We start from the raw sequence: 13,946 nt of genomic DNA, 5'->3' as shown, positions 1-13,946 counted from the left end.
ATCGTACATTTTGAAATTTTCATTTCATTATCATATAATTGCCAGACTTATAAAGCGTTAACGACTGGAAGTTAAAAATGTCTGCAGCTACCACGCTATCTGAATTAGAAGAGCAAATTCGTAATCGATATAACGAATTAAGCAAACGGCTGCAACAAGTCGCCGCGTATGTATTAGAGAGCCATAACAGTATCGCTTTTGATACGGTTGCCGTTATTGCTGAACAAGCGCAAGTGCCCCCTTCAACACTGATTCGTTTTGCTAATGCTTTTGACTTCAAAGGCTTTAATGAAATGAAACAACTGTTTCGTCAAAACCTCGTTGAAGAAACCACCAGCTACACTGACCGCGCACGCTTATTTAAAGAGTTAGACGATGCGTCGCCACCACCTGAAAACCCTATTGATATATTGCAAGAATTTGCCCGAGCAAATAGCCAAGCCATGGAGCAGTTAGCCACTCAAACATCGGCCGATAAACTGAATCAAGCGGTCGAGTTAATTGCTAACGCCGATAATATCTATCTGATCGGCCTGCGTCGTTCATTTAGCATCGCATCGTATTTAACCTATGCATTACGCCATTTAGAGCGCCGCGCTTTTTTAATTGATGGATTAGGTGGGATGTTTCAAGAACAACTCAGTATGGTGGGGCCCAAAGATATTGTTATCTCTATCAGCTTCTCTCCCTACGCTGAAGAAACCGTTAAATTAAGCGAGATCGTCAGCAAGGCAGGGGCAAAGCAGGTTGTGATTACAGACAGCCAATTAAGCCCGCTAGCAGCCTTTAGCGACGTCTGTTTCGTGGTGAAAGAGGCAAAAGTGGATGCATTCCGATCGCAATCAGCATCGTTCTGTCTTGCACAAACATTAGCGGTATCGCTGGCGTTTAAAACCGGAAACGATCAATAAAAAACGCCCACAATATGAGAGGCAGAATACGGTATTAAGGATCTGAATTAGTCAGATCCTTAATACCCTCAAAAATCATACAATTAAGTTGCAGCCTAAAAAATGACATAGCCAAGGAAAACAGCCATTCCCGAAAGGATCAGCGTCATCATCGCTGGAATACCATCTTTCCAAGTATCAAAACGTAAATGAAAATAGATAGCCCCTAAAGAAGTGCCAAGCAGAGCCATGGCTCCTAGCAATCCTAGTATGCTGCTCTGGAACCAAATGGTAATTGCCCCAAACAACTCAACGACACCTACCAGCGCCATTACCTGACGATTAAGTCCGTAAGAATGAAAGAATTCTATTTGTTTTTCAAAAATCATTTTTTGCCAGCCCAGCAATTTTATTGAGCCAGCAAATAAGAAGAAAGCTGAAAGCAAAGCAATAATGCCAGTAATTAAAATATTCATATTATTCTTTCCATTTTTCGGGTTGATTAGAGTTTAGATCTGCATCATTATTAATTGAACTGATTACAATTAATAAACATTATGAATGAAAGTCATATAGCTAAAGTCGATCTAAATCTGCTTAAATCTTTACGAGCGTTGCTTGAAGAGCGGCATGTGGGGCGTGCAGCGCAGAAAATGAATGTCACCCAATCAGCAATGAGCCACACTCTCTCTAGGCTGAGAATAGTTTTCGATGATCCGCTTTTCATACGAAATGCCAAAGGATTAGAGCCTACAGCACGGGCATTGGAATTATCCGGTAAACTCAGTTTTATTCTCGGTGAAATTGGCACCTTACTGACACCAAAAACCTTAGAACTCTCACAAGTCCATGCCCACTTTCGTATTCAGACTCATGACTTTATTGTTGCTTCTTACCTATCAAAGGCATTTCACACGATCAATGATGAGGCACCTAACATCATCTTTGATGTGCAGATACTGGACAATAATGCTTATGAAAAACTCGATAGCGGAAAGCTAGATATGATCATTGGAGCGGGAATGAAGGCTAATCCTCGTTTTATGCAGAAACGCCTTATCGATGAAGCCTTAGTGTGCTTGCTAGATAAGCATAACCCCCTTTTGAATAACTGGAGTACAGAAGCTATTTTTCGCTACCCTCATATAAAATCCAGCTTACTCGATGAACACGACGATCCAGTAAGCCAATACGGAAAAAACATGGGGCTGTCAGAACGGAAAATCGGACTCTATGCTGAATCCCTCAATTTACAGTTAGCACTCTTACCTAATTCTAAATTGATTGCTTTCTTGCCGGAATCTATCGCGGAGCAAGGAAGTAAGTTATACGGATTAGAATTAAAGACGTGCCCATTTAATTTACCGACTCTTACTATTCGTGGTATGTGGCATGAAAGGCACCAAAACGATCAGGTGCATAAGTGGGTTCGCGATAAAATTAGCGATGCTTTTCTTGGTATAAACTAGCGGGAGCAGAGCTGGATATGTGTCATAACTGAATGCATTGATTTTATTGATTACAAAAAAGGACCTCATGAAAAGAGATCCTTAATAACTTATCAGCCTTTCGAAAAACAGGGTATTAGATCGTTAAAGGATCACCGTTTTCCCTGATTTCATTGACTCTAAAGCCGCTTCAGCCAGCACCAAGGCAAACTCACCATCAATACCACTGCATTCAGGCTTGCAACGACCCGCTAAAACATCTGCAAAATGTTGCCATTCAGCGATATATGCATCTTGGTAGCGCTCTAAAAAGAAAGGTTGCGGTTTAGCGCTGGTACAGCCAACTTCACCCCAATGCTGTACCAAGTTTTCTTTCATGTTGCCTGCTTGTAGTAAGCCTTTTTCACCGTGAAGCTCTAGACGTTGATCATAACCGTAACCTGATCGACGGCTGTTTACGATGGTCGCCATCACCCCTGATGGGAACTGTAATACTAATACTGCGGTATCAATATCGCCCGCCTCGCCAATCGCAGGATCAACCATGCAGCTGCCGTGCGCCGTGATCGACACCGGATCTTCACCAATAATGAAACGTGCCATATCCAGATCATGAACCGTCATATCACGGAACATTCCACCCGAAACTTGGCTGTACTCTGCTGGCGGTGGCGAAGGATCACGAGAGGTAATTAAAAGCGACTCTGCTTTACCAATCGTACCAGAACCTAGCTGTTCTTTTAGCTGACGAAATTGTGGATCATAACGGCGGTTAAACCCAACCAGCATTGGTACATTGTGTTTTTCAACAACAGCTAAGCAATCTCTTACTCGGCTCAACTCAAGATCAATCGGCTTTTCACAGAAGATCGCCTTACCGTTGATGGCAGCAAGTTCGATTAAATTAGCATGTGTATCTGTTGCTGAACCAATGCAAACACCGTGTACGTTTGGATCGGCCATTGCTTCTTCAACAGACTGAATTTTGGCCTGATAGCTATCAACTAACTTTTGTGCCCCTTCCACATAAGGGTCAATCACTGAGTACAAGTTTGTTTCTGGGTGATTGTTAATATTGACAGCATGAACCTGTCCAATTCTACCGGCACCAAACAAAGCGATATTAAACATGCCTAACTCCTTAGCAACATTAAGTATTTATACCAATCTAAATAAGTATTTGTTCATATTGGTATTACGTTATAGAAAAATTGTTATTTGAAAGCATAACTCGAGCCAAAAGCGATATTAACGATTAACGTGCTTTTTTGCGTAATCGTCTGAATTGATCCAATCGTGATCGGGCTCCCAGGTAAACAGCCATTTACGTGTTGGCCCTGCCATTACATTGAGGTAATAACTGTCATAACCTGCGATTGTCGCAACGGGGTGATAGCCTTTAGGTACTTGAACAACATCTTTGTTATATACCGCCATGCACTCATCTAATTCACGATCATCGGTATAAACACGCTGCATGCAAAACCCTTGTTCAGGATTAAGGCGATGATAATACGTTTCTTCAAGGTAGGTTTCTGAAGGCGCTGCATCTTGATCGTGCTTATGGCTTGGGTATGAACTCGTGCACCCTTCATCGGTGTAGACTTCTACCACCAGTAAGCTGTCTGCCTCTTTATAATCAGGCAAAATATTGTGTACATAACGCTGATTGTTACCGTTACCACGGTGTTCGGCATCAATATCATTAGGGGCAATCAGCCTTGTTGGTAAGCGACCACTTCCTGGTGCTTGGCACACTGCCAACTCAAGTGCGGTATTGGCGACAACCTTAATCAACTCGCCTGCCGTTACATAGACAGCGTAAGGCTTTTTACGCTCAAAAGGACTCATTCTATCGCCGATATTCTCAAAACATGCGCTTGGTGTTGTTACAGAGGCATGCCCAGCAACAAGTACTAAACATACCTCATTAGCGCTTGCTGGTAATTCTAAATGCTGACCTTTTTCTAGCTCATATACCTCAAAACCAACATACCCCCACCCTGCACTTTCAGGTGTTATCGACTGCGTTCTACCTTGTCGATCCGCCTTTGCATATTTAGATAACAATCTAGACATAACGAAAATTCATCCCTTAAAGCAATTATTCAAACAAGATCAAAAATGAAATTAATCATTCAACTAAGATATTTCAATGAAACAAACATTTCAATTTATTTTTAATTTGATGTGAACGTTTTGTGGACAAGGTAACGTGTCGATAATTTAACGACATTTTTTCTTAAAATTGGCATATTTATATATTTCTAAAAATACATTTAACTAATGAATAATAAACACTATGAAATGATAAAAAATAAAATCATACAGTCTAACCAACATAAAAAAGAGCGTAATGATAAATTTTTATCAATTAAAATTTAGCGAAAGACCAGTTAAACTAAAGATACCAAGAGAAAAAGAAAGAACACACATAACAATATTCATTTAAAGACCAAGTTAACAGTAAAAATTTTTCATCAATGTAATTATAGAAAAAGTTCAAATAATAGAACGTTCATAAATAACCTTCCGCCAATTTAAATATCTTTTCAAGGAGCTAATATGCGTTATGCATTGCATGGTATGTGTTCACTTCATAACAATATTGTAAGTGACATTCGTTTAGCGAAAGAAACGGGCTATCAGGGATTAGAGATACATACCGATAAGTTATGGCGATATATTCACGCAGGGTTTACCAGCCAAGATCTTAAGGCTCGGCTAGAAAAAGCGGATATTACCCCTACAGCCATAGATATTATTGGGTCGGTTGAGGCATCAGATAAAGCAACTCAGCAGAAAGTATTTAAAGAAGTCGAAATACTGTGTGCATTCGCACAAGACATTGGTGCCCCGACGATTCAGCTAAACGCTTTTGAAGCGCTAAACGGCTTATCGGTTGAAGACAACATCAAAATCACCGCTCAAAATATTCAGCACATTGCAGATATAGGAAAAGAACATGGGATCCGCTTTCAGTATGAAGGTGCCGCATGGACACCGATTGCGAAACTCAGTGATTATTTCCGACTTTATGATGCAGTCGGTCGCGATAATTTTGGCTTTGTTCTCGATACATGGCACTTTTGGGCTAGCCGTGGTGCTTCACCTGAAGACATGGCAAAAATTGATAAGAATTTAATTTATAACGTTCACCTTTCTGATGGTAAACGTCCTGCTAATGGTCAACCTTGGGTCGATGAGAAAGAACTACGCGGATACATTCTTGGTGAAGGGGATATCCCACTGCAAGAATGGGTAGAGGCAATAAAAAGTACAGGCTACGACGGGTTCTATTCGGGTGAATTTCTAAACGATCAACTATGGGAATCTGACCATTACGATATTGCAGAAGCGATGCTAAATGGTATGAAAACGTTAGTTGGACCTCACTCTTCTTCTCATTAAATCCTATTATTTCGATACAAAAAAAGCTGACTTCTGTCAGCTTTTCTATTTTTATCTGTTATCTGTTATCTGTTATCTGTTATTTAGTTTCTCGGCACATTAAGCTAACTGCTAATGTTTGCGCTAAATACATTGAACTGCTTAAAGAGCGGAACCCCATCACTTCCCCTTCCTGCACTTCAAAGCAAACATCCATTTTGCTGCCTTGGGAATTCATTTGATTATCGGTTATCGCAATAATAGGGACGTTTTTGTCAAATGCTTGGCTAATCAACTCACTGGTTTCTGGCGCATAAGGTGTAAAAGTCACCGTCACTAATACGTCATTTTCGCTTATTCGGCGAGTCATTGGGGCTAACATGCCACCATGGTCATCAAGCAACACCACATTGTTGTCTGACTTCATTAATGCATACCAAAGATAGAATGCAACAGGGTACGCCCTTCTCATGCCTTGGATATAAATCGTATCAGCTTTGTCCATTAACGATACTGCTCGCTCAAGCTTCTGAGGCGAAACGGATACTTGAAGCTGTTCCATTGCTTCAATGTTAGCGACACCATAATCTTGAAAAATAGTTGTTGGTGATTCAGGCTCAAAGCAATCTTGATCACGCGCTTGGCGAACGCGCTCTTTGTAGTCACGAGGGCGATTTAGGTATTGATCGCGAAATAACGCCTGCATCTGACTAAAGCCTGAGAACCCCATTGTATTAGCAAAACGACTTAGTGTAGATAACGGAACATTGGCCTGCTCTGCTATCGTCGCCATCGTTTCAACCGCAACAAGCATCGGTTGAGCCATAATATAATCAGCAACTTGCTGTAGTCGCTGGCTCAACTTATCATAACGCTTAACAATCAAATCGCGTAAAGTGTCGAGGTCGTTTGGCACTTCTAATAAAGTATTTTCAGCTTCCATACCTAACGTTTCTCCTCGGTCGAAAGTATCTAATTAATAACAATAATACCCTAAGATGGTATATCTTAGGGTATGTATTTTAGGACAATAATTTAAAGTTGCGAATCGCCTCTTCTTTTACAAAAGGCATGGCCTTTTTCATGAAGTAAATACGGTCAAACTTGTCAGGTTCCTCATTCATAAAGTCGCGTAAATTATGACCTAAAGCCTGTCGTAAACACGTACCGATATTGAATTTAGACACACGGCTTTTTTTCAGTTTTGCCATGTCTTCATTTCGAATGCCACTTGCACCGTGAATCACTAATGGCTTACTCACTTTACTCGCAATCTGATCGAGTAGACCAAAATCAATCGTGCTTGTTGGTGTCGTCAGGCGGTGAACGTTACCTACTGAAATAGCGACACAATCGACGTTACTTTCTTCTGCAAAGCGCGCTGCATCTTCAGGCGATGTATCAATTGTTTTAATGTGATCACGACCTTCTTCATAAGGGACAGAGCCAATCTCGCCTTCAATCGATGCACCGCAAGCATGGGCAACTTCAGCCACTTTTTTAGTGCGTGCAATATTGTCTTCAAGCGATAACTGAGAGCCATCAAACATGACAGAACTGAACCCAGCTTTTAAAGCGCGATAAATAATCTCTTCATCGTAAGTATGATCCAAATGCAAGCAAACAGGTACTGAACTAGCATGAGCTAATTGCAAAAACATCGCAGCTGCAATTTCAACACCGTAGAAATCGACGACGTCTTTGTTACAAGCCAAAATAACAGCTTTATCCATTTCTTCAGCTGCATCAACGACAGCGCGTGCATCTTCATAACCAAAAACATTGAAACAAGGCACAGAATAATCGGATGCTGCAGCCTGAGGTAATAAGTCATTTAAGTTAACTAACATAACGTTTCCTTGTTATTTGAATTTGGCGATCATGTCCTTGATGCCTGGAATCGTATTCACTTGATACTCATGGTGAGGGTCAAAGTGCTGAACAAGCGATTTAGACGTTTTTCCCACAATAATTGTGAAGTAGTACATCTCGTAACCCGGTGCCGCGACACTTGGGTGGTAGCCCTTATCAATCGCGATAACACTGCCTGTACGAACGTGATAAACCGGACCAAAATCATCTTCATGCTCATATAAAAATTGAGCACCAAAGCCAAAATCAGGGTTAAAACGGAACTGGTACACTTCTTCGTACAGGGTTTCTTCTGTACCGTTTTCGGTAACGCGATCTTCATCATGCTTATGAGGAGGAAAACCAGACCAACCACCCGCGCCAACCGTAAACAGCTCACTCACTAATAAACGACCACGTTTATCTGCGTTGCTCTGACCTAATACGTGCTTAATTTTTCGGTGTGTTTTAGTGTCATCAGAGCCGTACTGCACCATATCAACGCTATCTTGTAAGACCGCAAAAGGTTCTAGTGTTTCTTCATAACGACCACCAGCGATCATGATGTCAGCGTTTTCGCTCACACATTCGATAACAGCGGTATAACCCACAGGCACATACACAGATTCTGGGTTTCCTTCCCATACCGATGCACGTTGACCAATGTTGTCAAACACCATTTCTTCAGCGCTACCATTGGTGACTGTAATGCAGCAAGTACCCCCTGCAAGCACGATGACAGATTCATAGCCATCAACAATGTGGGTATGCATCTCACCTTGCTTTAAACGTACTGGGTTGAAATAACACAATGGTGAAACATCATCATTAATATCAATTATTGGCTGGTTTTTATTGTCGAACGGTGGAATATGCTTACCCATATTTACTTTCTCCTCAATTACCCATTTTTAGTTTTATCGTTTCTTTTGGGTAAGTTTTATGTAAAAGAGCCGAATCATGATGGTATGCATTCTTCATTAACACTATCTATTTCGAATATGTATTATAAATATGTATTAACGATCTTTATTCAAGATATAGTCTGCTGATCCGGCTGACCTAATTAACCTTTATTTACCATTATCAAATAATTAAAGGTCTTGTTCTCGGGTCTCAATAAAATCGAATAGTACTTCTTTCGTTGGCATAGCTTCGGTACAGCTATTACCACTCACATTAATTGCTGCTGCCGCTGAACCGTGTTTAACACCGTCTTCCAACTCGCCGCCGTTCACTAATGTCCAAATCAAGCCGCCTGCGAATGAATCACCTGAACCAAAGGGCTTCTTAACTTCAACACGGAAAATACCTTGTTGGAATTTGTGACCATCTTTGCAGTACACTTTTGAACCTAGCTCACCAGCTTTTACAATCACAACCTGCGTGTTTGCTCGTAAGAATCGGTCTGCCGTTGCATCATCATCTGTATTGCCAGGTGCTAATACGGTTTCCATCATGTCAAATTCTTCGCGATTACCAATCACGATGTCAGACAAACCAGCTGCAATACCGTAGTAAATAGATGCATCAACATCGGTGCGCCACGAGTACGGACGGTAATCAACATCTAGCACCACAACAGTATTACTACGGCGCGCATGTTCCATGGCGATTAATGTTGCTTCGCGACTTGGGCTTTCAGACAACGCAGTACCCGTTACAACCAACATTTTGCTTTGGGCAATGTATGCCGAATCAACTTGCTCTGGCTTTAACGTTAAATCTGATGCCTTGTTACGGTAAATAAGCACCGTACAATCGTTTGGCTTCATTTCGGTAAACGCAACAGATGTACGTGAACCTGAATTGTCGGTCATCATGCCGTCAAGATTAATGCCTTGCTCTGTCATGTAGCCACGTACATAACCACCAAACGCATCATCTGCCACACAACCAATGAAACCGACTTTGCCGCCTAACTTACTGATCGCGACGGCGATATTGGCAGCAGAACCGCCTACAAATTTATTAAACCCTGAAATGTCTGCCATATCGGTGTTGGCTTCGCGGGCGTATAAATCTACCCCCGCGCGACCTAGTACGATGGCATCCAGCGGGCGATCTTGCTGAAGTGCAATCTTTGTCATAGTTATCTTTTCCTAGTCGTTATAAGCGACCCAAGCAGCACCTTGGTCAGCAGATTCAACACATTTTTCACAAAGGCGAACACCTTCAATACCAGCGTCAACACCTGGGAACCAAATGCTATTTAATGTTTCTTGGTCATCACGGTCTGCTGCATCAAATGCTAATGCAAAGCGGTGATACAAGTTTGCCCATGATTCAAAGAAGCCTTCTGCGTGACCACCACCGATACGGTTAGCAGCAACACCTTCAACGTCTTGGTATAAGTACCCCATACCACGGTCAAGCACGCGTGGTGCTTCACCTTGTACTTCATAACGAAGCTGGTTTGGATGCTCATCCCACCATTCGATGGAGGCTTTTGAGCCCACAATACGAATGCGTTGTTCATGCATTGAGCCTGCATTAACAGCAGAAGCCCATAGCGTACCCACTGCACCGCCTTTGAATTCCATCATGACGTGTGCGTTATCTTCTAGTGGCTGACGTGACGCAATAAAGCTTTGGCGCATACACGCTAGACGATCAATTTCTAGCCCTGTCATGACTTCACATAAGTAATAAGCGTGTGTGCCAATATCACCCAAGACATAAGTTGGACCTGATGTCGCAGGGCTTACACGCCACTTCAAGCCTGGATCATTTAATTCATATTCTTCGTTGTGGAAACCGTGGGCAAATTGCATGTTCACCACACGGATCTCGCCCAAATCACCACGCTCAACCATTTCACGTGCTTGATGCACCATTGGGAAGCCGCTGTAACCGTACATCACACCGATCACACAGTTCTTTTCTGCTGCAATCGCTTTTAATTCTTCGGCTTCTTCACTGGTGAATGTGAGTGGTTTTTCACACACAATATGCAGACCCACATCTAACGCTGATTTACAAATTTCATAGTGTGTAGAGTTCGGTGTAGCAACCGATACGGCTTGAATGCCATCAGGACGTTTAGATTCAGCAGCAAAAAAGTCTTTATAGTTGCTGTAACAACGATCGGCGTCTAAACCAAGATTGACACCAAATTCACGACAGCGATCAGCATCTAAATCAAATGCACCAGCAACTAATTTAAATAGACCATCACGGTGTGCTGCGCTGCGGTGTGCGTAGCCAATCTGGCTGCCACGTCCACCACCGACCATGCCCCAGCGGATTGGTTGTTCAAAACGGCGTTCTTCATTAAACATAATAATAATCTCCATAAAAGTTATAAAATCGTATTGAAAAATTCAGTTAAACGGCTGGTAAACTAAACACCGCGACGCTGTAGGTTTTTACCTTCTTGCCAATCAGCTACTTTTTTTTCAGTGCCTTCATTGCGAGTAACCTCTGGTAAACCAACTTCCCACCAACAATCACACTTAGACCAAGCCGCTGGTGATACAGGGTCGATATCAACAACGATAACGTAGGTACGGTCTGCTTCTTTAGCGCGTACAAATGCGGCATCAAACTGGTCAATCGATGTTAACTTTTCACTGATTGCACCTTGTGATTCTGCGTGCTTTGCAAAATCAACCCGTGCTAGCTCACCGTCAGGACGACGACAATCTTCTAGAAGGTTATTAAACGACTCGTTACCGGTATTGTTCTGAAGTTTATTGATAACCGCAAAACCACCGTTATCACACACAACCAGAATCATTTTCTGACCCGTTAATACTGATGAATAGATATCAGAGTTCTGAATTAAATAAGAACCATCACCCACCAGCACAACAACATCGTTATCAGGGTTAGCAATCTTGGCACCCCAGCCACCTGCAATCTCGTAACCCATACAAGAGAAGCCGAAGTCGATATCGAATTTACCAATTTGGTAATTCTGCCAGTTCATTGATAACTCTGCAGGTAAACCACCCGCAGCTGTCAGCACGGTGTCACCTTTTTCCATTTGTGTATTTAGCTTGCCAATAACTTCAGCGTAAGAAGAAGTGCCCGGTAGAAGCTCACCTTTCTTAGGATGGGTACGACGGTAAACTTCCGCTTTCCATTCATCAGCTTGTGCTTTTGCCGTATCTGCCCACACTTGCGCTGAACGCCAATTACCCAAGACACCTGAAAGTTTCGTCATGCACGCTTTTGCATCACCCAACACTGGGTATGACATATGCTTAATGGCGTCGAATTTAGCCACGTTAATACTGATAAGCTTCATGTCTGGGTTGCGGAATACCGACCATGAACCGGTGGTAAAATCTTGCAGGCGAGTACCAATAGCCAGAACAACATCGGCATGTGCAGCCATGTAGTTCGCTGAATTTGAACCTGTAACACCAATTGGGCCTGCATTTAGAGGGTTGTCTTGCAGCATTGTTGCACGGCCAGCAATCGTCTCGACGACTGGAATATTATGTTTTGCTGCAAAGTCGGCTAATTCATCGGTTGCAAGTGAATAGTGCACACCGCCACCAGAGATAATTAACGGACGCTCTGCGTTTAATAGGATTTCTTTCGCTTCTTCAATCACCAGCATTTCAGGCTCTGGACGACGAATGCGATGTACTTTATCGGCGAAGAATGCTTCAGGAAAATCGTAAGCCATGCCTTGAACATCTTGCGGTAAACCGATAAATACCGGACCGCATGTTTCAGGGTCTAACATGGTGTTTAGTGCATGCGGTAAAGACTGGATAATTTGAGCCGGAGAGACAATGCGATCCCAGTAACGCGTTAACGGTTTAAAGGCATCGTTACACGTAATAGAAGGATTATGGAAATTCTCTGGCTGCTGTAATACAGGATCAGGTAGGCGGCTAATGTACGCATCACCTGAAATTAACAATAAAGGTAAACGGTTTGTATGGGCAATACCTGCAGCCGTTATCATATTCGTTGCACCAGGCCCAATAGAGCTGGTTGCAATACCAATACGGCGACGTTGGTTGGCTTTAGCATAGGCAATAGCAGCGGTTGCCATTGATTGTTCATTTTGGCCACGCCACGTCGGAATTTTATCTTCAATGTTTTTCAGTTGCTGACCAAAGCACGTTACATTGCCATGACCAAAGATGGCAAACGCAGCACCAAATAGCTGCTCAACTTTGCCATCAATTTCAATTTTTTGTGCCGCTAAGTAATTAGCAAATGCTTCAGCAACAGTTAGGCGTACAGTTTTCATCTTCTTCCTCGAACATCATCACACTAAAAATTGGCATCCCTGCCCTGCCTACACGGTGTTATCCATTATTTGTGTAGTCAGTTCTTTAATCGGGGAACATCCATTCCCCGATGGCCGCTTTGAATATTACAAAGCGACAAACGTCGTTATTACAAGCCGTACTTAGTTGCGTAGCCAGTAATGTTTGTGTAAGCCGTTTTAGCAAACTCAAGTGGATTCGCTTTTGCAGGATCTTGCTCTGCTTCAACTAATAACCAACCTTCGTAATTACGCTCTTTCAGTGCAGCGAAAACATCGTCGTAGTCAACGTCGCCAGTACCAGGAACGGTAAATACACCATCAAGAACTGCATTAAGGAATGATTTGTCTGCATCACGGGCCGTCTTCATAACACCTAAGCGAAGGTCTTTAAAATGCATGTGACCAATGCGATGGCCCCAGCGCTTAATCATTGTTACAGGGTTACCGCCACCGTATGTGATATGACCAGTATCAAGCGTTAGGTGAACAGAATCGCCAGTCAGTTCCATTAGAAGGTTAATGTCGTCTTCTGTTTCACAAATTGTGCCCACATGGTGGTGGAAAGACAGTTTGATACCGTGTTCATTTAATAAGTAATCAGCAACAACAGTCAGCTTCTCTGCGTATACTTTCCACTCATCCATTGTCAAAATGACGCGTTGTGAAAGTGGTGTATTAATGTCGCCATGAACAGAGTTGCTCACTTCGCCATATACCATTGCCTTACAGCCAGCAGCTTTCAGTAGTTTGATGTGCACTTGCATTGCTGCAATTTCTTCTTCTGCTGTAAGTGTCATCAAATTACCGCTAAACCAGCCTGAAGCCAGAACAAGATTGTATTGTTCTAGTAGAGGAATAAGCACTTCAGGTTCACGAGGGTATTTCGTTCCTAATTCAGTACCAGTGAAGCCAGCTTCTGACATTTCACTCAAACACGTTTCTAAAGCAATCTCGCCGCCAAGTTCTGGCATGTCGTCATTAGTCCAAGTCAAAGGGCTGATTCCGTATTGAACTTTGCTCATGTTCGTTCTCCAGCATTTAATTTGTAGGATTAAGGTAGTGTGATTAATTATTTTTCAATCGACACTTGTTTCGTTTCACTGGCAATCAATATAATGAAAAAAATGACAA

At 42.4% G+C, this 13,946-nt stretch carries 13 protein-coding genes; 3 read left to right on the top strand and 10 right to left on the bottom strand.

Annotated elements, in window-relative coordinates; all coding sequences use genetic code 11:
- Nucleotides 1-77: 77 nt before the first annotated feature.
- The gene (locus tag C9J12_RS23125) at nucleotides 78-911 is read left to right on the top strand and encodes a MurR/RpiR family transcriptional regulator (protein ID WP_107244863.1); all 834 of its coding nucleotides are present in this window, start codon (nucleotides 78-80) and stop codon (nucleotides 909-911) included.
- Between the two features lie 95 nt (nucleotides 912-1,006).
- Here the strand turns inward: C9J12_RS23125 and C9J12_RS23120 are convergent, their stop codons facing one another.
- A complete protein-coding gene (locus C9J12_RS23120; RefSeq protein ID WP_107244862.1) occupies nucleotides 1,007-1,366 on the bottom strand; it encodes a DoxX family protein in 360 nt (119 codons plus the stop codon).
- A gap of 81 nt (nucleotides 1,367-1,447) precedes the next feature.
- Between C9J12_RS23120 and C9J12_RS23115 the strand changes: the two genes are divergently transcribed.
- Nucleotides 1,448-2,359 (top strand): LysR family transcriptional regulator, encoded by a 912-nt coding sequence (locus C9J12_RS23115; RefSeq protein ID WP_107244861.1) that lies wholly within the window; start codon nucleotides 1,448-1,450, stop codon nucleotides 2,357-2,359.
- Between the two features lie 123 nt (nucleotides 2,360-2,482).
- Here the strand turns inward: C9J12_RS23115 and iolG are convergent, their stop codons facing one another.
- Both iolG and iolB read right to left on the bottom strand, forming a co-directional pair.
- Nucleotides 2,483-3,469 carry an inositol 2-dehydrogenase gene (gene iolG, locus C9J12_RS23110; protein WP_107244860.1) on the bottom strand — a complete coding sequence of 329 codons (987 nt, stop codon included), beginning with the start codon at nucleotides 3,467-3,469 and terminating at the stop codon, nucleotides 2,483-2,485.
- A 117-nt stretch (nucleotides 3,470-3,586) separates the two neighbouring features.
- Nucleotides 3,587-4,417: a 5-deoxy-glucuronate isomerase gene (gene iolB / locus C9J12_RS23105; RefSeq protein WP_107244859.1), complete on the bottom strand. Its 831-nt coding sequence runs from the start codon at nucleotides 4,415-4,417 to the stop codon at nucleotides 3,587-3,589.
- Nucleotides 4,418-4,903: 486 nt separating this feature from the next.
- On the opposite strand from iolB, the gene C9J12_RS23100 reads away from it, so the two are divergent.
- Nucleotides 4,904-5,749, top strand: a complete 846-nt coding sequence (locus C9J12_RS23100) for a sugar phosphate isomerase/epimerase family protein (protein ID WP_107244858.1) — start codon at nucleotides 4,904-4,906, stop codon at nucleotides 5,747-5,749.
- 79 nt (nucleotides 5,750-5,828) lie between these two features.
- On the opposite strand, the gene C9J12_RS23095 is transcribed toward C9J12_RS23100, so the two are convergent.
- From C9J12_RS23095 to iolE, 7 genes are all read right to left on the bottom strand, one after another.
- On the bottom strand, nucleotides 5,829-6,671 hold the full coding sequence (locus C9J12_RS23095) for a MurR/RpiR family transcriptional regulator (protein WP_107244857.1): 843 nt from the start codon (nucleotides 6,669-6,671) through the stop codon (nucleotides 5,829-5,831).
- A 79-nt stretch (nucleotides 6,672-6,750) separates the two neighbouring features.
- Nucleotides 6,751-7,578: a class II fructose-bisphosphate aldolase gene (locus C9J12_RS23090; protein WP_107244856.1), complete on the bottom strand. Its 828-nt coding sequence runs from the start codon at nucleotides 7,576-7,578 to the stop codon at nucleotides 6,751-6,753.
- Between the two features lie 12 nt (nucleotides 7,579-7,590).
- Nucleotides 7,591-8,463, bottom strand: coding sequence for a 5-deoxy-glucuronate isomerase (locus C9J12_RS23085; RefSeq protein ID WP_011220547.1), 873 nt, complete (start codon nucleotides 8,461-8,463; stop codon nucleotides 7,591-7,593).
- A gap of 210 nt (nucleotides 8,464-8,673) precedes the next feature.
- Nucleotides 8,674-9,669 (bottom strand): 5-dehydro-2-deoxygluconokinase, encoded by a 996-nt coding sequence (gene iolC, locus C9J12_RS23080; protein WP_107244855.1) that lies wholly within the window; start codon nucleotides 9,667-9,669, stop codon nucleotides 8,674-8,676.
- 12 nt (nucleotides 9,670-9,681) lie between these two features.
- Nucleotides 9,682-10,860, bottom strand: coding sequence for a Gfo/Idh/MocA family protein (locus C9J12_RS23075; RefSeq protein ID WP_170111860.1), 1,179 nt, complete (start codon nucleotides 10,858-10,860; stop codon nucleotides 9,682-9,684).
- Between the two features lie 62 nt (nucleotides 10,861-10,922).
- Nucleotides 10,923-12,794: a 3D-(3,5/4)-trihydroxycyclohexane-1,2-dione acylhydrolase (decyclizing) gene (gene iolD / locus C9J12_RS23070; protein WP_107244853.1), complete on the bottom strand. Its 1,872-nt coding sequence runs from the start codon at nucleotides 12,792-12,794 to the stop codon at nucleotides 10,923-10,925.
- Between the two features lie 149 nt (nucleotides 12,795-12,943).
- A complete protein-coding gene (gene iolE, locus C9J12_RS23065) occupies nucleotides 12,944-13,837 on the bottom strand; it encodes a myo-inosose-2 dehydratase (RefSeq protein ID WP_107244852.1) in 894 nt (297 codons plus the stop codon).
- Nucleotides 13,838-13,946: the final 109 nt, after the last annotated feature.

Source organism: Photobacterium frigidiphilum (assembly GCF_003025615.1).
Lineage (GTDB): Bacteria > Pseudomonadota > Gammaproteobacteria > Enterobacterales > Vibrionaceae > Photobacterium > Photobacterium frigidiphilum.
The sequence above is the reverse complement of the archived record's forward strand: the minus strand, read 5'-3'. Positions and strand labels throughout refer to the sequence as shown.

What these genes read in the sequence shown, in the direction of transcription:
- C9J12_RS23115 (WP_107244861.1), top strand. Translation starts at nt 1,448, where the DNA reads ATGAATGAAAGTCATATAGCTAAAGTCGATCTAAATCTGCTTAAATCT.
- C9J12_RS23120 (WP_107244862.1), bottom strand. Translation starts at nt 1,366, where the DNA reads ATGAATATTTTAATTACTGGCATTATTGCTTTGCTTTCAGCTTTCTTC.
- iolB (WP_107244859.1), bottom strand. Translation starts at nt 4,417, where the DNA reads ATGTCTAGATTGTTATCTAAATATGCAAAGGCGGATCGACAAGGTAGA.
- C9J12_RS23100 (WP_107244858.1), top strand. Translation starts at nt 4,904, where the DNA reads ATGCGTTATGCATTGCATGGTATGTGTTCACTTCATAACAATATTGTA.
- C9J12_RS23090 (WP_107244856.1), bottom strand. Translation starts at nt 7,578, where the DNA reads ATGTTAGTTAACTTAAATGACTTATTACCTCAGGCTGCAGCATCCGAT.
- iolE (WP_107244852.1), bottom strand. Translation starts at nt 13,837, where the DNA reads ATGAGCAAAGTTCAATACGGAATCAGCCCTTTGACTTGGACTAATGAC.
- C9J12_RS23085 (WP_011220547.1), bottom strand. Translation starts at nt 8,463, where the DNA reads ATGGGTAAGCATATTCCACCGTTCGACAATAAAAACCAGCCAATAATT.
- iolG (WP_107244860.1), bottom strand. Translation starts at nt 3,469, where the DNA reads ATGTTTAATATCGCTTTGTTTGGTGCCGGTAGAATTGGACAGGTTCAT.
- iolC (WP_107244855.1), bottom strand. Translation starts at nt 9,669, where the DNA reads ATGACAAAGATTGCACTTCAGCAAGATCGCCCGCTGGATGCCATCGTA.
- C9J12_RS23095 (WP_107244857.1), bottom strand. Translation starts at nt 6,671, where the DNA reads ATGGAAGCTGAAAATACTTTATTAGAAGTGCCAAACGACCTCGACACT.
- C9J12_RS23075 (WP_170111860.1), bottom strand. Translation starts at nt 10,860, where the DNA reads ATGTTTAATGAAGAACGCCGTTTTGAACAACCAATCCGCTGGGGCATG.
- C9J12_RS23125 (WP_107244863.1), top strand. Translation starts at nt 78, where the DNA reads ATGTCTGCAGCTACCACGCTATCTGAATTAGAAGAGCAAATTCGTAAT.
- iolD (WP_107244853.1), bottom strand. Translation starts at nt 12,794, where the DNA reads ATGAAAACTGTACGCCTAACTGTTGCTGAAGCATTTGCTAATTACTTA.